A 17467-nucleotide genomic window follows, 5' to 3' on the forward strand; every position below is an offset into this window, starting at 1 on the left:
GGCGCCGTTTTCAATTCAACTGCCAGGAGAGGGCATGCGCGATTACAAGTGGCTGCACGAATATTGTCTGAACCGCTTCGGTTCGGCGGCCGAGCTGGAAGCCCACCTGCCTGTGCCCAAGACCCCGGCGCAATTACGCAAGATCACCGATGACCGTTACCTGTCGACCCTGGCGCTGCGGGTCTTCCGTGCGGGCTTGAAGCACAGTGTGGTCGACGCGAAATGGCCGGCGTTTGAACAGGTGTTTTTCGGCTTCGATCCGGAAAAAGTCGTGCTGATGGGCGCCGAGCACTTGGAACGCCTGATGCAGGACACCCGCATCATCCGCCACCTGGGCAAGCTCAAGAGTGTGCCGCGCAATGCGCAGATGATCCTGGACATCGAGCAGGAAAAGGGCAGCTTCGGTGCGTTTGTCGCCGATTGGCCGGTAACCGATATCGTCGGGCTATGGAAATACCTGAGCAAGCATGGCCACCAACTGGGCGGGCTGTCGGCACCGCGTTTCCTGCGCATGGTGGGCAAGGATACGTTTGTGCCGAGCTATGACGTGGTGGCGGCGTTGAATGCGCAGAAGATCGTCGACAAGGCGCCGACCAGCCTGCGGGATTTGGCCACAGTACAGGGCGCCTTCAACCAGTGGCATGCCGAGAGTGGGCGGCCGATGTGCCAGTTGTCGATGATGTTGGCGTACACCGTCAACCATTGAGACCCAAGTGACGCCTTCGCGAGCAAGCCAGCCCGCACATTTTGACCGCGCCGCCTATCAACATGTGGGAGCTGGCTTGCCTGCGATAGCGGACTTCAGGCCGATACAGGTTCTGCAGCCAACCGCCGATTCAACTGATGCCGCCAACGCACATACAACAGCGCCGTGCAAAACACCGCCAGGCTCGCCAGCATCTCCAACACCCCGAACCACTGGCGGTTCGGGTCGTACGCCGCCAGCGCGCCCTTGATGAAATACAGATTCACCACAAAGCACATCCACGAATGCCCGCGCGCACTGCCGATCATCATCCCTGGCGCCAGTACCAGCAGCGGCACCAGTTCGATCAGCAGGATCACCCATGGGCGCGCCCCATGCAGGTCGGCGATGAACAGGTAGTACACGCACAACAAGCCCACCAGGGCAAAAAACGCCAGCAGGCTCAGTGCGCGTGCAATGTTTACCCGCGGTTCCAGCCACGCCTGGGGCGGCAGGACTTTAGGCTTCCTGGCCACGGCCGTGCTCCAGCAGCGTGGCGGTCTTGGCCAGGCGCAGGCCCAGGGCCCGGCACAGGGTGATTTCGTGTTGATCGAGCATCCGCTTGCCGTCAGGCCCGGAATGGTGGCTGGCGCCGTATGGCGTGCCGCCGCCCTGGGTATCAAGCAGTGCCTGTTCGCTGTAAGGCAGGCCGGTGATCAACATGCCGTGGTGCAGCAGCGGCAGCAACATCGACATCAGCGTGGTTTCCTGGCCGCCATGCAGGCTGGCGGTAGAGGTGAACACGCCAGCGGGCTTGCCGACCAGAGCACCGGTGAGCCACAGGTTGCTGGTGCCGTCGAGGAAGTACTTGAGCGGTGCAGCCATGTTGCCAAAGCGTGTCGGGCTGCCCAGGGCCAGGCCTGAACAGTGCTTCAGATCATCCAGGCTGGCATACAGCGCGCCTTCCTCGGGAATGCTCGGCGCCACCGCTTCGCACTCGGTGGAAATCGCCGGCACGGTGCGCAGCCGCGCTTCCATGCCGCCTTGCTCGATCCCCCGGGCAATCTGCCGGGCCATTTCGCTTACCGAGCCGTTGCGGCTGTAATACAGCACCAGCACATAGGGCGTGGTCACGGCAGAATCTCCAATACGTTCTCGGGTGGGCGGCCGATGATGGCTTTGTTGGCAGTTGCCAGGATCGGGCGTTCCATCAGCTTGGGGTGCCCGGCGATAGCGGCGATCAATTGCGCTTCGCTCAAGTTGGCATCGGCCAGGTTGAGGGTTTTGTATTCCTCTTCGCCGGTGCGCAGCAGTTGGCGCGCGCTGATCCCCAGTTTTTTGAGCAGGGCCTGGATTTGCGCGGCGTCCAGCGGGGTTTCCAGGTAGCGCACCACGGTCGGGTTGAGGCCGCGAGCTTCAAGCAGTTCGAGCGCACCGCGGGATTTCGAGCAGCGCGGGTTGTGATAAAGCGTCAGATCGGTCATGTGCGGGTCGCATCTTGCGTAAGGTGGCGGGTATTCTACCTGCGCTGGCGCCTGTCCTTAAACCGTAAGAGGCGATAGGCCGCAGCCAACGTTCATTTTTGCGAAGGAATACCCCATGACAAGGCGACTGATCGGTGCATTGGCGATCATCACAACCCTGCTGCTCAGCGGCTGCGGTAACGATTACGGCGTTGACCAATATGGCCAGAAAGTGGCGGCCGAACGCCTGGACAAACAGTGGCTGGTGGTCAATTACTGGGCCGAATGGTGTGGCCCGTGCCGCACGGAAATCCCCGAGCTCAATGCCTTGGCCGAGCAACTGAAAGGGCAGGGTGTGGAGGTATTCGGGGTTAACTTCGACAACGTGCAGGGTGAGGAACTGAAGGCCGCCAGCGACAAGCTGGGGATCAAGTTCACGGTCCTGGCCCAGAACCCGGACGGGATCTTCGAGATTCCACGCAGTGAGGCGTTGCCGGTGACCTACATCATCGACGACAAGGGCAAGGTGCGTGAGCAGTTGATGGGTGAGCAGACCGCAGAAGGGGTGCTGGCCAAGCTCAAGGCCCTGCGCGGTTAAAGCAACACCTCAGAGAAAGTGTGGGAGGGGGCTTGCTCCCGATAGCGGTGTAACAGTCAATTGATGTATTGACTGACACACTGCTATCGGGAGCAAGCCCCCTCCCACATTGAGATCCCATCAATCCAAAGACTGGGGATATCAGCCCTCTTCAAGCCACAAACGAATCGGCTTGCCCTCGGCCGGCCAGAACCGCGTCTGTTCGATCGGCGAGATGTCCCAGCGCTGCACGCCTTGCAAGGCCTGGAAGAAGCGGTGCTCCTGCTCCATCAACGCCTCGGCGCACATTTTGCGGGTGCTGCCGATAGGTCCGAAGCTGAGCTTGTCACCCTCGACGGTATACGGTGCAAACCAGTGATTGCAGCCGCCGTTGCCGTAGGCGCGGCCATCAGCGCCAAGGGTGACGGTCAGGTGCGCGTAGTCCATCAGCGGGCGCTCACCGATCCACTCCACCACGTAGCTGTGGTCGCGTTCGAGCTTCGGGCCGTCGGCAGCACAACCCGTCAGAGCCGCGCCGATTGCGGCGAGCAGCAGCGGGCCCTTCATTGTGCGGCCTGCTGGCATTTCGGGCAGCGGTGCTTGTCGCCTTCGCTGGCCCAGCCGAGTTCTTTGATGCGCGCGTTGGCGGCCGGTTGCAGCGGCTCTTTGGTCAGCTTGGTTTCCACCGCGAATTCAAACTCCAGCACGGCGTCGCAGCTGTCGCAGTTGACCTTCCAGGTGTGAATTTCCAGTTCGCCGAACTTCGGCCCCTGGGCCATGGCGACCCATTGGCCCGCCGGGCGTATGGAGTAGCGTGCGTCACCTTCGACGGTCAGGCGCATCGACAGGGTTTTACTGCCGCGCAGGGTGACGATCAGCACGTCACCGTGCTTGATCGAACCACCGTTGCCGGTGACCTGGTAACGGCCCGGCACAAGGGCGCGGCATTCGATCAGGGTGTGTTGCGGGCTCAGCAAGCTGAAGCGGAAATCGTGTTCGGCCATGGATCCTCCAAATAGGCGCGGCATCCTATCACGGGTGCCGGCCCATCATGAGCCTGGTATGTGACCGCTGATCAACCCTCGACCAGGTTCTGTGGCCGACCATCGGCCCACGCCACAATGTTGGCCAGCGTCGTACCGGCGATCGCCGCCAGGGCTTCACGAGTGAGAAATGCCTGGTGCGCAGTGATGATCACGTTGGGGAAGGTCAGCAGACGCGCGAGTACGTCGTCTTGCAGGGGCAGGTCCGAGCGGTCCTCGAAAAACAGCTGGGCTTCTTCTTCATAAACGTCCAGCCCCAGGTAGCCCAATTGGCCCTCCTTGAGGGCTTCGATCAGCGCGGGCGTATCGACCAAGCCACCGCGGCCGGTGTTGATCAGCATTGCACCGGGCTGCATGTGCGCCAGGGAACGGGCGTTGATCAGGTGTTTGCTGTCGGCAGTCAACGGGCAGTGCAGGCTGATGATCTGCGCCTCGGCCAGCAAGTCGGGCAGGCTGACGTAGCGAGCGCCCAGGGCCTGGACGTGTGGGTTGGGGAAGGGGTCATAAGCCAGTAATTGGCAGCCGAAGCCGGCCATGATCTTGGCGAAGGTCGCGCCGATCTGCCCGGTGCCAACCACGCCGACGGTTTTGCCGACCAGATCGAAACCGGTGAGCCCATGCAGGCTGAAGTCGCCATCACGGGTACGGTTATAGGCACGGTGCAGGCGGCGGTTGAGAGCCAGGATCAGCGCCACGGCGTGTTCGGCCACGGCGTGGGGCGAATAGGCGGGCACGCGCACGATGCTCAGGCCCAGGCGTTTGGCGGCGACCAAGTCAACATGGTTGTAGCCGGCCGAACGCAGGGCAATCAGGCGTGTACCGCCCTTGGCCAGTTGCTCCAGCACCGGGGCGCTGAGGTCGTCATTGATAAAGGCGCAGACCACCTCATGGTGTTCGGCCAGGGCTACGGTGTCGAGGTTGAGGCGGGCGGGTTGGAATTGCAGCTCCAGGGCCGAGGGGAGCGGTTCACCGAGAAAACTGTCACGGTCGTAGGTCTGGCTGCTGAAAAGAATGACGCGCATCAAGAAGGCTCCCTGCAATTTACACGATGGAAATGCTGACTAAATGTGGGAGGGGGCTTGCTCCCACATTTTGATTGGTGTTGTCCATAAAGTTGCGTCAGGCGCTGACTCTGGCTTCACTGGCCAGCCGCGCAATCGCCATGTCCAGTTCATCCAGCGCGGCCATGGCCTTGGCATCGTCCTGCTTGAGCAGGGTTTCAGCGCGTTGGCACGCCGCGCGCAGTTGCGGCACGCCACAGTAGCGCGTGGCGCCGTGCAAACGGTGCACGCGTTCGATCAGGGCGTGATTGTCATTGGCTTCGCGGGCGACGGTAATCGCCAGGCGGTCGGCTTCCAGGGAGGCCAGCAGCATGGCGAGCATGTCGGCGGCGAGGTCGGCCTTGTTGGCGGCCAGGCGCAGGCCCTCCTCGTGGTCGAGCACCAGCAGTTGCACACCTTGAGCCGGGCCGTCGTTGACGCGTTCCGGGCCCTGGTTACGCAGGGCCAGGCCGGTCCACTTCAACACCACCTGGGCCAGTTGCCGCTCGCTGATGGGCTTGGTCAGGTAGTCGTCCATGCCGCTTTGCAGCAGGGCGCGTTTTTCATTGGCCATGGCGTGTGCCGTGAGGGCCACCACCGGCAGCGGCGTGCCGTGGCGCTCGCTTTCCCACTGGCGGATCGCCTCAGTGCTTTGGCGGCCGTCCATGCCGGGCATTTGTACATCCATCAATACCAGATCGAAGGTTTCCTGCTTCACCGCATCAATGGCCGCGTAACCGCTCTCCACCGCCTGCACCTTGGCGCCCATGTCTTCCAGCAGGGTTTGTACCAGCAACAGGTTCGCCGGGTTGTCGTCCACGCACAGCACACGCGGCGCACGGCTGGACAGCGGCTCACCCGGCTCGCTGCGTGAAGGGCGGGGGCTGATCAGGTCGGCCAGGGAGCGGCGCAGCTTGCGTGTACAGGCCGGCTTGGCCTGCAATTGGCTGTTGGGGTTGGGTACCGATTGGTTGAACAGCATCTGTTCGGTGGTCGGGCACAGCACCAGCACTTTGCAACCCAGGTGTTCAAGGTCCCACAAGTGCTGGTTGAGACGCTCGGGCGGAATGTCATTGGCCGTCACGCCGAGCACCGCCAGGCTGATGGCCTGCTCGGTCTGGTGCGCACTGGTGATGCCGTTGGTCAGGCTTTCCAGGGTATTGAAGGGTGTGACTTCCAGGCCGCAGTCTTCCAGTTGGTGTTGCAGGGCCTGGCGCGCCAGCTCGTGGTTTTCCAGTACGGCCACGCGGCGACCCAGCAGTGGCGGGGCGGGCAGGTCTTCGACGTCGTCGCGGGTCTTGGGCAGATTCAGGCTGATCCAGAATTCCGAGCCTTCACCCGGCGTGCTGTCGACGCCGATTTCACCGCCCATTTGCTCGATCAAACGCTTGGAAATCACCAGGCCCAGGCCGGTGCCGCCAGGTTGGCGCGACAGCGAGTTGTCGGCCTGGCTGAACGCCTGGAACAGCGCGCGCACATCCTGGTTGGACAGGCCTATGCCGGTGTCTTGCACGCTGATGCGCAATTGCACGCTGTCCTCCTGTTCGTCCTCGACCATCGCCCGGGCGACGATGGTGCCTTCGCGGGTGAACTTGATCGCGTTGCTGATCAGGTTGGTCAGGATCTGCTTGAGCCGCAGCGGGTCGCCCACCAACGCCAGCGGCGTATCGCGGTACACCAGGCTCACCAGTTCAAGCTGCTTGGCATGGGCGGCGGGGGCGAGGATGGTCAGGGTGTCTTGCAGCAAGTCCCGCAGGTTGAAGGGCACGCTGTCGAGCACCAGCTTGCCGGCCTCGATCTTCGAGAAATCGAGGATTTCGTTGATGATGCCCAGCAGGTTATCGGCGGATTTTTCAATAGTGCCCAGGTAATCCAGCTGGCGCGGCGACAGCTCGCTTTTTTGCAGCAGATGAGTAAAACCGAGGATGCCGTTGAGCGGCGTGCGGATCTCATGGCTCATATTGGCCAGGAACTCGGACTTGATGCGACTGGCCTCCAGGGCCTCCTTGCGCGCCAGGTCCAGCTCGATGTTCTGGATCTCGATGGTCTCCAGGTTCTGGCGTACGTCCTCGGTGGCCTGGTCGATGCTGTGTTGCAGTTCTTCCTGGGCGTTTTGCAGGGTTTCGGCCATGCGGTTGATGCCCGATGCGAGCTGGTCCAGTTCCTGGCTGCCCAGGGGCGGCAGGCGTGTTTCCAGGTTGCCGTCCTTGAGCTGGGCCACGGCTTGCTTGATCTGGCCAATCGGCGAATTGATGGTGCGGCTGATCCGCAGGGCGAGCGCTGCGGTGAACATCAGGCCGATGGCGATCAACAACAGGCTGGCGAACAGGCTGCGGTAGCCGCGCAGCAACATGCCATTGTGGGACAGCTCCACTTCGACCCAGCCCAGCAGGCGGTCTGCCTCATCCGGGATCACGTCGCCGGCGAGGTTGCGATGACGGCCGAATACCGGCAGCAGATAGCGGGTGGCATCGTTGCCGGTGCGCTGCAACAGGCGCGAACTGTTGCCGGTGGGTGGTGGGTTGAGCATGGTCGGGCCGGCGTGGGCCAGGGACGAACGGTCTGGCGCCAGGAACGACACTGCGCGCACGTCCGGTTGCTCCAGGGACTGGGTGGCGATGCGCTCCAGCAGCTCGGCGTTCTTGTGGCCCAGGGCCGGCGCTACCAATGGCGCCAATTGCTCGGCAATCATTTCGCCGCGCTGCAGCAACTGGCTCTGCAACTCCGAAAGTTGCATCCAGGTGAAATAGCCTCCCAACAACAGAGCCATCAGGCTGGTCGGTAATAAGGTCAGCAACAGTACGCGGCCTTTTATCCCCATTCTTCTAAGCACGCCACTCTCCTGCTACCACGTTGTTATCCATTATCCACACAGGCATCCGGCCCGCGCCACCTGCGCAGTGTAGCCATTTGCACGGCCTGGAATCTTGCAAATTAATGACATGCGGCAATCTTCGGGCCATTCGGCGCCGGGTGGCGATTGCCTGTGAACGTTTAATCTTGAATAATCAGTGATTGAGAATGACTTGCAGACGCTAATGACTCCCGCAGCAGTTGGCCTACCCACAATCCTGACCATCGAAGATGACCCTGTGCTGGGTGCCTACGTGCATGAGCAACTTGGCCGCAGTGGTTTTCAGGTGACGTGGTGCCGCAACGGCCAACAGGGCCTGCAAATGGCTTGCGAGCAGGCGTTCGACCTGGTGTTGATGGACATCCTGCTGCCGGGGCTCGACGGCTTGTCGATCCTCACCCATTTGCGCAAGAGCCATGCCATGCCGGTGATCCTGATGTCGGCCCTGGGCGCTGAAGCCGATCGCATCAGCGGTTTTCGCCTGGGGGCGGACGACTACCTGCCCAAACCGTTCAGCATGGTAGAGCTGCGTGTGCGCATTGAAGCCATCCTGCGCCGCGTGGCCCTGGATCGCCGACCCGAGCCGCCGCGCCCGGTGATGCGTGAGGATGCCCGGGTGTTGCAGTTTGACGATGAGCGCTGTGATGTGGCCTGCCAGCAACACTGGGCCGGGTTGACGCGCAGCGAATACCGGCTGCTGGAAACCCTGCAGCGCAATGTTGAAGAAGTGCTCAGCAAAGCCTTCCTGTATCAACACGTGCTGCAGCGCGGTTATGCACCCCATGACCGCAGCCTCGACATGCACGTCAGTCAGATTCGCCGCAAACTCAAGGCCATCGGCTACGCCGAGCGTGAAGTGCGTACAGTGTGGGGCAAAGGCTATGTGCTGAGCGGTCATGATGAAGGGCTTTGAGCGGCTGCCTGGCAAACACTCGTTGTTCTGGAAGCTGGCCTGCCTGTTGATCGCCTTCTGTTTGCTGATGATCTGGCTTAGTTGGTCGTGGGGCCGCTACATGGAGCAGCAGAGTGCTTACCTGTCCGACAAGTCGCGGGAGATCCTCAGCGGTTACGCCGCAGGTGCCGAACTGGCGTGGAGTACACAAGGCCGCGCCGGCGTGGATGCCTGGTTGCAACTGATGGCCAAGCGTGAAACCACCTGGGTGGGTGTGATCGGCAACGATTTGCAATCCCTGGGCAGCACGCCGCTTAGCGACAAGGAAAGCCAGCGCCTGACCTTCTTACGCGGGTTGGATTGGCCGGTCAGCCGACATGTCATCGGTTTGCCGTGGATGAAGGTACCGTTTCCGGTTGATCCTGGGATGGGGTCGCTGGTGATCGAGTTGCCGCAGCGCTTTATGCCGGGGCGTTATCAACTGTTCTGGCGGGTGGTGACCAATGGCGTCATCCCGGGGCTGTTTACCTTGTTGCTGTGCATCGGCCTCTATCGGCTGCTGATCATGCCCCTCAATCAATTGCGCGAGCAGGCCAATGCCTGGCGTGCGGATCAATTGAATACGCGGATGTCCCGGGATGCGACCAGTCGCCAGGACGAACTGGGGGAATTGGGGCGCGCCTTTGACCATATGTCTGAGCGCTTGCAGGGCACGGTGCGCTTGCAACAGCAGTTGCTGCGCGACATGTCCCACGAATTGCGCACGCCTTTGAGTCGCCTGCGGGTGGCCTGCGACAGCGAGCAAGACCCGGCCAGGCTGCGTGAGCGCCTGGGCCGGGAAATCGACGCCATGCAGCGCCTGGTGGAAGACAGCCTGCAACTGGCCTGGCTCGACAGTGAAACAGCGCCGCTGCCCCAGGAAGACATTCAGCTCCAGGCGCTGTGGGACATGTTGCGGGAAAACGCCTGTTTCGAAAGCCACTGGCCGGCGTCGCGCTTGCCGTGCTTATTACCGCCGGACAGTTGGGTGCGCGGCAACCTGAATGCACTGGCCCAGGCTCTGGAGAATATCCTGCGCAACGCCATACGCCACTCGCCAGCCGAGGGCACCGTGCTACTCGACGGCTGCCGCGAAGGAGACTATTGGCATATCTGGCTGCAGGACCAGGGCGGCGGTATTGATGAGCAGGATTTGGAAACTATCTTCGCGCCCTTTACCCGGTTGGACGGCTCGCGGCCCGGCGATGGCGGGTTCGGCCTGGGCTTGAGCATTGCCCGCAACGCCGTGCAGCGTCAGGGCGGGCGCTTATGGGCGCAGAACTGCGGGCCGGGTTTGCGCGTACATATACGCTTGCCGGCCCGTTAACCGTCAACGGCGACGCAGCTTGCGTTTCTTCCACTGGTGCGCGACCCACCAGCGCCAGTAGGCCATGGTCAAGCAATAAGCCAGCGCCCCCAGCACCAGCCCCAGTACCACCGAACCCAGCAGAAACGGTTGCCAGAGTGTGCTCAACTGGCCGCTGATCCATTCCCATGTCAGGTTGTCGGGCAGGCTGCGTGGCGGCACATTCATCAGCCAGGCGCCGGTCAGGTAGGTACAGACGAATACCACCGGCATGGTGACCGGATTGGTCAGCCACACCAGGCTGACCGCTATCGGCATATTGCCGCGCACGGTGATCGCCAGGATCGCCGCAAGCAGCATCTGCAACGGAATCGGTATAAACGCCGCAAATAAACCCACCGCCATGGCGCGAGCCACCGAATGCCGGTTCAGGTGCCAGAGGTTCGGATCATGCAGCAGGGTGCCAAGAAACTGTAATGACTTGTGTTCCCTGATGCTGCTGGGATCGGGCATGTACCGTTTGAATAAGCGCCGGGGCATAAGGGGTCCAGGTCAATTTGAAGGGCAAGTATGCCCGGATTCTATAAACAGAAAATTCAGACTTTGTGACAAAACATCATAGGCGCTATCGGTCAGCCGGCTAAGACTGAATGGATCACTGGAAAAGGATGATTCATGAAAACAGGGATGTTCGCGCTGGCGCTGGGGTTGCTGGTGTTGCGCTGGTTACCCGCATTGCCGTCTGGCGCCGGGTTGCTGGCCATGCTGATACTGGCCTTGATGCTGCTGCCTTTTCGCACCTATCCCGTGGCGTTTTTTCTGGTCGGCCTGAGTTGGGCCTGCATCAGCGCACAGTGGGCGCTGGATGATCGATTGCAACCGGCGCTGGACGGGCAGACGCGCTGGGTGCAAGGGCGTGTCATCGGCTTGCCGCAGCAGACCGGCACGGGCGTGCGATTCGAGTTGGCCTACAGTCGGGCGCGCAATGCACGGCTGCCCAAACGTATCCGGGTGTCCTGGCACGGCGGGCCGACCGTAAACAGCGGCGAGTACTGGCGTCTGGCACTGACGCTCAAGCGGCCCGCCGGCCTGCTCAATTTTCATGGCTTTGACCACGAAGCCTGGCTGCTGGCCCAGCGTATCGGCGCCAGCGCGACGGTGAAGGATGGTGAGCGCCTGGCGCCGGCGCGCAATGCCTGGCGCGATGCCGTTCGCCAGCGCCTGATGGCCGTGGAAGCGCACGGCCGCGAGGCGGGCCTGGCGGCGTTGGTGCTGGGCGACGGTTCCGGGCTTGCACCTGAGGATTGGCAGGTGTTGCAGAACACCGGCACGGTGCATCTGCTGGTGATTTCCGGACAGCACATTGGTTTGTTGGCGGGGTTGATCTACGGCTTGATCTCTATGTTGGCGCGCTATGGCTGCTGGCCGCGAGGCTGGCCATGGCTGCCATGGGCGTGCGGCTTGGCGTTTGCCGGGGCGTTGGGCTATGGCCTGCTGGCAGGGTTCGGCGTGCCGGTGCAGCGGGCTTGTGTGATGGTGGGCCTGGTGCTGCTGTGGCGTTTGCGTTTTCGCCATTTGGGGGTGTGGTGGCCGTTGTTGCTGGCGTTGAATGGCGTGTTGCTCATCGAGCCCTTGGCCAGTCTACAGCCGGGGTTCTGGTTGTCGTTTGCGGCGGTCGCGGTGTTGGTGTTGGCATTCAGCGGGCGCCTGGGACCGTGGAGCGTCTGGCAAATCTGGACCCGTCCACAGTGGTTGATCGCAATTGGCTTGTTTCCGGTCCTGCTGGTGTTGGGGTTGCCCATCAGCCTCAGCGCCCCAGTGGCCAATCTGTTCGCCGTGCCCTGGATCAGCCTGGTGGTACTGCCCTTGGCGCTGCTGGGTACGGCGCTGCTGTGGGTGCCGTTGGTCGGCGAGGGCGTGTTGTGGCTGGCCGGTGGCGCACTGGACGGATTGTTCAAGGGCCTGGCGCTGCTCGCTGCACAACTGCCGGCCTGGGTACCGGCTGAGGTACCTTTGAGGTATTGGCTGGTGAGCCTGGCGGGCGCAGTGATTGTGTTGTTGCCCAAGGGGCTGCCATTCCGAGTGCTGGGTTGGCCCATGCTGTTGGTGGCAGTGTTTCCACCCAGGGATGGGGTGCCCCATGGCCAGGTGGAGGTGTTGCAACTGGATGTCGGCCAGGGCCAGGCACTGATCCTGCGTACCCGCCATCACACCTTGCTCTACGATGCCGGGCCGCGCTCGGGGCCTGTCGATCTGGGCGCGCGCGTGGTCTTGCCGTCGTTGCAGAAGCTCGGGGTAGGGCGGTTGGACATGATGCTGCTCAGTCATGCCGATGCCGATCATGCCGGAGGTGCGACGGCGGTGGGCCGTGGCCTGCCCATAAAGCGTGTAGTAGGCGGTGAAACCGAAGGGCTGCCAGCGTTTCTTGCTACGCAACCCTGCAGGAGCGGTGAACATTGGGAGTGGGACGGCGTGGCATTCGAACTGTGGCAATGGCCTGGTGCTATCGAGGGCAATCCGAAATCCTGTGTATTGCAGGTCCAGGCCAACGGTGAACGCTTGCTGCTCACCGGTGATATCGATCGCGCCGCCGAGCAAGCATTTCTGGCCTCGCCGCTGGCGGTTCCGACCGACTGGCTGCAAGCCCCGCACCATGGCAGCCGCAGTTCTTCGTCCTGGCCTTTCCTGCAGCGGCTGGCGCCAACCGCGGTGCTGATTTCCCGGGGGCGCGGCAACGCGTTCGGCCATCCGCATCCGCAGGTGCTGGAGCGCTATCAGGCGCTGGGTAGCCGGGTATATGACAGTGCCGAGCAAGGCGCTGTACGGCTGCGCCTGGGGGCATTCACGCCACCGACGGTTGCGCGCAGTCAACGTCGTTTCTGGCGCGAACCGTTACCGTAACCCAGGGCTACCAAAGACTCAGGGGCGCGACAGGCGGGCCTGTTGCCGACGAACCCCGCTGCCGAACCTATATGGTAAAGTGGCGCACTTTTTCGAGGGGACATTCACTGTGTGGGAATTGGTCAAATCCGGCGGCTGGATGATGTTGCCGATCATTCTGAGCTCCATCGCCGCACTCGGCATCGTCGCCGAACGCCTGTGGACCCTGCGCGCCAGTCGCGTGACCCCTGAACACCTGCTGGGGCAGGTCTGGGGCTGGATCAAGAACAAACAGCTCGACAAGCAAAAACTCAAGGAGCTGCGCGCCAATTCGCCGCTGGGTGAAATCCTCGCCGCCGGCCTGGCCAACTCCAAGCATGGTCGCGAGATCATGAAAGAGTGCATCGAAGAAGCGGCTGCCCGGGTTATCCATGAACTGGAGCGCTACATCAATGCCCTCGGCACCATTGCCGCCATGGCACCGCTGCTCGGTTTGCTCGGCACGGTACTGGGCATGATCGATATCTTCAGCTCGTTCATGGGCTCGGGCATGACCACCAACGCGGCAGTATTGGCCGGGGGGATTTCCAAGGCATTGATCACCACCGCCGCCGGCCTGATGGTGGGGATTCCTTCGGTGTTCTTCCACCGCTTCCTGCAGCGTCGCATCGACGAACTGGTGGTTGGCATGGAACAGGAGGCCATCAAGCTGGTGGAAGTGGTGCAGGGCGATCGTGACGTAGATCTGGTCGAGGGCAAAGCGTGAAATTTCGCCGCAAGCAACGGGAAAATGTCGATATCAACCTCGCGTCATTGATCGACGTGGTGTTCATCCTGCTGCTGTTCTTTGTCGTGACCACCACCTTCACCCGGGAAACCCAGCTGCGTGTCGACTTGCCGGAGGCGGTGAGCGGTTCACCTGCCGAAGACCAGCAGGTCAAGCAACTGGATATCGCCATCAGCGCAGACGGCGTATTTTCAGTGAATAACCAATTGCTGCAGAAAAACGACCTCGCCAGCCTGATGGAGGCCTTGCAGAAAGAGTCCGGTGGCGACACCCAGCTACCGCTGTCGATCAGTGCTGATGGCAAGACCCAGCACCAAGCGGTGATCACCGCCATGGACGCGGCCGGCAAGCTCGGCTTCAGCCATTTGCGCATGACCACCGTCGAGGCGGCGAGCCCGCCCTGATGGCCATGTCCGATCGTTTGCTCAAGGCCTGGTACGAGGGCCATCCGGCACTGGTGCTGTTGCGGCCGCTGGAGTCACTGTATCGCCGCGTGGTGCAACGCAAGCGTGCGCGCTTCGTGGCAGGCGACGGCGAGATTTATCAATCGCCGGTGCCGGTGGTGGTGGTCGGCAATATCACCGTGGGAGGCACCGGCAAGACGCCGCTGATCCTGTGGTTGATCGAGCATTGCCGTCGTAGCGGTTTGCGCGTGGGCGTGGTCAGCCGTGGCTACGGTGCCAAGCCGCCGCAGTTGCCGTGGCGGGTCGAGGCCAGCCACAGTGCCGAGGTGGCCGGCGACGAGCCCTTGCTGATCGTGCAGCGCAGCGGCGTAGCGCTGATGATCGACCCCGACCGCAGCCGCGCGGTAAAGGCCCTCTTGGCCAGTGAACCCCTGGACTTGATCCTTTCCGACGACGGCCTGCAGCATTACCGCCTGGCCCGCGATCTCGAACTGGTGCTGATCGACGCTGCCCGTGGCCTCGGCAATCGTCGCTGCCTGCCGGCCGGGCCGTTGCGCGAGCCGGTGGAGCGCCTGCAAAGTGTGGATGCGTTGCTCTATAACGGTGCCGGTTCGGACCGTAAGGATGGTTTTGCCTTCCGGCTGCAGCCCACCGCGCTGGTCAACCTGCACAGCGGCGAGCGCCAGCCCGTCACGCACTTTGCGCCGGGCCAACAGGTGCATGCGGTCGCCGGTATCGGCAATCCGCAACGTTTCTTCAATACCCTTGAAACGCTACACTGGCAGCCGCTGCCCCATGCTTTTGCCGACCACGCGCCGTACAGCGCTGAGGTCTTGAATTTTACCCCGTCATTGCCGCTGGTCATGACCGAAAAGGACGCGGTGAAGTGCCGCGCCTTTGCCCAGCCCGACTGGTGGTACCTTGCGGTGGATGCGGTGCCGTCGCCGGCGTTTGTCGCCTGGTTCGACACGCAGCTGATGCGTCTGCTGCCCAACCGTCTATTGCCTTAACGCTTCTTTCCAGGAATCACTCATGGACACCAAACTGCTCGACATCCTCGCTTGCCCGATCTGCAAAGGCCCGCTCAAGCTCAGCGCCGACAAAACCGAGCTGATCAGCAAAGGTGCCGGCCTGGCTTACCCGATACGTGATGGCATCCCGGTGATGCTTGAAAGCGAAGCCCGTACCCTGACCACCGATGAGCGCCTGGATAAATGACCACCGCCTTTACCGTCGTCATTCCCTCGCGCTATGCCTCGACGCGCCTGCCGGGCAAACCGCTGCAAATGATCGGCACCAAGCCGATGATCCAGCTGGTGTGGGAACAAGCGTGCAAGAGCAGCGCCGAGCGGGTAGTGGTGGCCACCGATGACCCGCGTATCATCGAGGCGTGCAAAGGGTTCGGTGCCGAAGCCGTCCTGACCCGCGAAGACCATAACTCCGGCACTGATCGTCTGGCCGAGGTGGCGACCAAGCTTGGCCTGGCGCCCGACGCCATCGTGGTCAACGTGCAAGGTGACGAGCCATTGATACCGCCGGGTGTCATCGACCAGGTCGCCGCCAACCTCGCGGCCCATGGCGAGGCGCGTATGGCGACCCTGGCCGAACCGATCGAAGACATCGAGACGCTGTTCAACCCGAACGTGGTGAAAGTGGTCAGCGACATCAACGGCCTGGCACTGACCTTCAGTCGCTCTACCTTGCCGTGGGCGCGGGATGCCTTTGCCAGGAGTCGCGACGTGTTGCCGGAAGGCGTGCCGTATCGCCGCCATATCGGCATCTACGCCTACCGCGCGGGTTTCCTGCATGATTTTGTCAGCTGGGGCCCGTGCTGGCTGGAAAACACCGAATCCCTCGAACAACTGCGTGCCCTGTGGCACGGCGTGCGCATCCATGTGGGCGATGCGTTGGAAGCGCCGCCGGCGGGTGTCGACACTCAGGAAGATCTCGAACGCGTCCGTCGCCTGCTGGGCGCCTGATGGAAGTTCTGTTTGTATGCCTGGGCAATATCTGCCGCTCGCCAACCGCTGAAGGCGTCCTGCGCCATAAATTGCGCGAGGCGGGCTTGGCCGGCCAGATCGAGGTGGCGTCTGCCGGCACCGGTGAATGGCATATCGGCAACCCGCCGGACCAGCGCAGCCAGCGTGCGGCACTGGGGCGTGGTTACGACCTGTCATCCCAGCGTGCCCAGCAGGTTAGCCGCGCCGACTTTGCGCGCTATGACCTGATCCTGGCCATGGACCACAGCAACCTGCGCAACCTCAAGGCCATGCAGCCGGGTCAGGGCAAGGCGGAACTTGACTTGTTCCTGCGCCGCTTTGACGGCGAAGTGGACGAAGTGCCAGACCCTTACTACGAAGGTGAACAAGGTTTCGAACGGGTCCTGGACCTGATCGAGCGCGCCTGTGATTTATTGGTGATCGAATTGAAGGGGCGGTTATGACCTTGCAAGTGCTTGCGCAGGTATCGCTCAAGCCATTCAACAGCTTCGGCATTGATGTGCGCGCTCAATTATTCGCCGAGGCCCACAGCGATGCCGAGGTTCGCGAGGCCATTGCCTATGCTGCTGCACACGCGGTGCCGTTGCTGGTGATCGGTGGCGGCAGCAATTTGCTATTGACCCAGGATGTCCCGGCGTTGGTGTTGCGCATGGCAACAGAAGGCATTCGCGTGCTGCACGACGATGGCGTGCACGTGCTGGTCGAAGCAGAAGCGGGCGAAGCCTGGCACCCGTTCGTTTTGTGGACCCTTGAACACGGCTTCTGCGGCCTGGAAAACCTCAGCCTGATCCCCGGCACCGTCGGCGCCGCACCCATGCAGAACATCGGGGCCTATGGCGTGGAGATCAAGGATGTCTTCGCCGGCCTCACCGCCCTGGATCGCCAGACAGGCGAACTGCGGGATTTCAGCCTGGACGAATGCAACTTTGCTTACCGTGACAGCCTGTTCAAGCATGAAGTCGGGCGGTGGTTGATCCTGCGGGTACGCTTTGCCCTCAGCCGCACCACTCACCTGAAACTCGACTACGGCCCGGTGCAACAGCGCCTGACCGCGCAGGGCATCACCCACGCTACACCAAGCGATGTGAGCCGGGCGATTTGCAGCATTCGCCGCGAGAAACTGCCGGACCCGGCAGAGTTGGGCAATGCCGGCAGCTTCTTCAAGAACCCACTGGTGTCCCAGGCCCTCGCTGCCGAACTGCAAAGCCAATACCCGGACTTGGTCGCATACCCTCAGGCCGACGGGCAAATGAAACTCGCCGCCGGCTGGCTGATCGACAAGGCAGGGTGGAAGGGCTTTCGAGACGGCGATGCGGGGGTACACAAGATGCAGGCGCTGGTGCTGGTCAACTACGGCGCAGCCACAGGGCGCGAGATTGCCAACCTGGCGTTACGTATCCAGCAGGATATCTTCAAGCGTTTCAAGGTTGAGCTGGAGATGGAACCCAACCAGTACTGATCTTTCAGGCCTGGAAATGAAAATGCCCCGTATCTTGT

The 17467-nt window shown here is 62.2% G+C and carries 20 protein-coding genes; 12 read left to right on the forward strand and 8 right to left on the reverse strand.

Annotation, left to right across the window (positions count from 1 at the left end):
* The first annotated feature begins 34 nt into the window (after window positions 1-34).
* Window positions 35-706 (forward strand): DNA-3-methyladenine glycosylase I, encoded by a 672-nt coding sequence (locus tag TK42_RS14390; RefSeq protein WP_034120216.1) that lies wholly within the window; start codon window positions 35-37, stop codon window positions 704-706.
* Window positions 707-801: 95 nt separating this feature from the next.
* Here the strand turns inward: TK42_RS14390 and TK42_RS14395 are convergent, their stop codons facing one another.
* From TK42_RS14395 to arsC, 3 genes are read right to left on the reverse strand one after another with little or no spacing between them, the layout of a single operon-like run.
* Window positions 802-1221, reverse strand: a complete 420-nt coding sequence (locus TK42_RS14395) for a DUF2069 domain-containing protein (RefSeq protein WP_032880635.1) — start codon at window positions 1219-1221, stop codon at window positions 802-804.
* Window positions 1205-1819, reverse strand: coding sequence for an NAD(P)H:quinone oxidoreductase (gene wrbA, locus TK42_RS14400; RefSeq protein ID WP_032880636.1), 615 nt, complete (start codon window positions 1817-1819; stop codon window positions 1205-1207). Before wrbA ends, TK42_RS14395 begins: the two co-directional genes overlap by 17 nt.
* Window positions 1816-2169 carry an arsenate reductase (glutaredoxin) gene (arsC, locus tag TK42_RS14405; protein WP_103734508.1) on the reverse strand — a complete coding sequence of 118 codons (354 nt, stop codon included), beginning with the start codon at window positions 2167-2169 and terminating at the stop codon, window positions 1816-1818. The genes wrbA and arsC overlap by 4 nt, the downstream gene beginning before the upstream one ends.
* Window positions 2170-2284: 115 nt before the next feature.
* Between arsC and TK42_RS14410 the strand changes: the two genes are divergently transcribed.
* Window positions 2285-2746, forward strand: coding sequence for a TlpA disulfide reductase family protein (locus TK42_RS14410; RefSeq protein ID WP_005789064.1), 462 nt, complete (start codon window positions 2285-2287; stop codon window positions 2744-2746).
* A 141-nt stretch (window positions 2747-2887) separates the two neighbouring features.
* On the opposite strand, the gene TK42_RS14415 is transcribed toward TK42_RS14410, so the two are convergent.
* The 4 genes from TK42_RS14415 to TK42_RS14430 form a co-directional block, all read right to left on the reverse strand.
* The gene (locus tag TK42_RS14415) at window positions 2888-3292 is read right to left on the reverse strand and encodes an META domain-containing protein (protein ID WP_032880638.1); all 405 of its coding nucleotides are present in this window, start codon (window positions 3290-3292) and stop codon (window positions 2888-2890) included.
* The gene (locus TK42_RS14420) at window positions 3289-3729 is read right to left on the reverse strand and encodes a hypothetical protein (RefSeq protein WP_032880639.1); all 441 of its coding nucleotides are present in this window, start codon (window positions 3727-3729) and stop codon (window positions 3289-3291) included. The genes TK42_RS14415 and TK42_RS14420 overlap by 4 nt, the downstream gene beginning before the upstream one ends.
* A 71-nt stretch (window positions 3730-3800) precedes the next feature.
* The gene (locus TK42_RS14425) at window positions 3801-4790 is read right to left on the reverse strand and encodes a 2-hydroxyacid dehydrogenase (protein ID WP_032880640.1); all 990 of its coding nucleotides are present in this window, start codon (window positions 4788-4790) and stop codon (window positions 3801-3803) included.
* A 97-nt stretch (window positions 4791-4887) separates the two neighbouring features.
* On the reverse strand, window positions 4888-7641 hold the full coding sequence (locus tag TK42_RS14430; protein WP_032880641.1) for a response regulator: 2754 nt from the start codon (window positions 7639-7641) through the stop codon (window positions 4888-4890).
* A 205-nt stretch (window positions 7642-7846) separates the two neighbouring features.
* Here TK42_RS14430 and TK42_RS14435 point away from each other — a divergent pair, with 205 nt between their 5' ends.
* Together TK42_RS14435 and TK42_RS14440 are read left to right on the forward strand one after the other, a co-directional pair.
* Window positions 7847-8575: a response regulator transcription factor gene (locus TK42_RS14435; RefSeq protein WP_005789059.1), complete on the forward strand. Its 729-nt coding sequence runs from the start codon at window positions 7847-7849 to the stop codon at window positions 8573-8575.
* Window positions 8562-9920: a sensor histidine kinase gene (locus tag TK42_RS14440; RefSeq protein ID WP_078821650.1), complete on the forward strand. Its 1359-nt coding sequence runs from the start codon at window positions 8562-8564 to the stop codon at window positions 9918-9920. Before TK42_RS14435 ends, TK42_RS14440 begins: the two co-directional genes overlap by 14 nt.
* A 3-nt stretch (window positions 9921-9923) precedes the next feature.
* Here the strand turns inward: TK42_RS14440 and TK42_RS14445 are convergent, their stop codons facing one another.
* Window positions 9924-10439, reverse strand: a complete 516-nt coding sequence (locus TK42_RS14445) for a DUF2062 domain-containing protein (protein WP_103734509.1) — start codon at window positions 10437-10439, stop codon at window positions 9924-9926.
* Window positions 10440-10574: 135 nt separating this feature from the next.
* On the opposite strand from TK42_RS14445, the gene TK42_RS14450 reads away from it, so the two are divergent.
* The 8 genes from TK42_RS14450 to murB all read left to right on the forward strand — a co-directional run bounded on the left by TK42_RS14450 (window position 10575) and on the right by murB (window position 17429).
* Window positions 10575-12800 carry a DNA internalization-related competence protein ComEC/Rec2 gene (locus TK42_RS14450; RefSeq protein ID WP_103734510.1) on the forward strand — a complete coding sequence of 742 codons (2226 nt, stop codon included), beginning with the start codon at window positions 10575-10577 and terminating at the stop codon, window positions 12798-12800.
* Window positions 12801-12909: 109 nt separating this feature from the next.
* Complete coding sequence (locus tag TK42_RS14455) at window positions 12910-13545, forward strand: MotA/TolQ/ExbB proton channel family protein (RefSeq protein WP_005789055.1); 636 nt, start codon at window positions 12910-12912, stop codon at window positions 13543-13545.
* Window positions 13542-13970, forward strand: coding sequence for a biopolymer transporter ExbD (locus TK42_RS14460; RefSeq protein WP_032880645.1), 429 nt, complete (start codon window positions 13542-13544; stop codon window positions 13968-13970). The genes TK42_RS14455 and TK42_RS14460 overlap by 4 nt, the downstream gene beginning before the upstream one ends.
* A complete protein-coding gene (gene lpxK, locus TK42_RS14465; RefSeq protein ID WP_103734511.1) occupies window positions 13970-14980 on the forward strand; it encodes a tetraacyldisaccharide 4'-kinase in 1011 nt (336 codons plus the stop codon). The genes TK42_RS14460 and lpxK overlap by 1 nt, the downstream gene beginning before the upstream one ends.
* A gap of 22 nt (window positions 14981-15002) precedes the next feature.
* Window positions 15003-15188 carry a Trm112 family protein gene (locus tag TK42_RS14470; protein ID WP_003174668.1) on the forward strand — a complete coding sequence of 62 codons (186 nt, stop codon included), beginning with the start codon at window positions 15003-15005 and terminating at the stop codon, window positions 15186-15188.
* A complete protein-coding gene (gene kdsB, locus TK42_RS14475) occupies window positions 15185-15949 on the forward strand; it encodes a 3-deoxy-manno-octulosonate cytidylyltransferase (RefSeq protein ID WP_032880648.1) in 765 nt (254 codons plus the stop codon). The genes TK42_RS14470 and kdsB overlap by 4 nt, the downstream gene beginning before the upstream one ends.
* Window positions 15949-16413: a low molecular weight protein-tyrosine-phosphatase gene (locus tag TK42_RS14480; RefSeq protein WP_078821648.1), complete on the forward strand. Its 465-nt coding sequence runs from the start codon at window positions 15949-15951 to the stop codon at window positions 16411-16413. Before kdsB ends, TK42_RS14480 begins: the two co-directional genes overlap by 1 nt.
* On the forward strand, window positions 16410-17429 hold the full coding sequence (murB, locus tag TK42_RS14485) for a UDP-N-acetylmuramate dehydrogenase (protein ID WP_103734512.1): 1020 nt from the start codon (window positions 16410-16412) through the stop codon (window positions 17427-17429). The genes TK42_RS14480 and murB overlap by 4 nt, the downstream gene beginning before the upstream one ends.
* Window positions 17430-17467 lie beyond the last annotated feature (38 nt).

The organism is Pseudomonas sp. GZJR-8 (assembly GCF_002916705.1).
Taxonomy (GTDB): Bacteria; Pseudomonadota; Gammaproteobacteria; order Pseudomonadales; family Pseudomonadaceae; genus Aquipseudomonas; species Aquipseudomonas synxantha_A.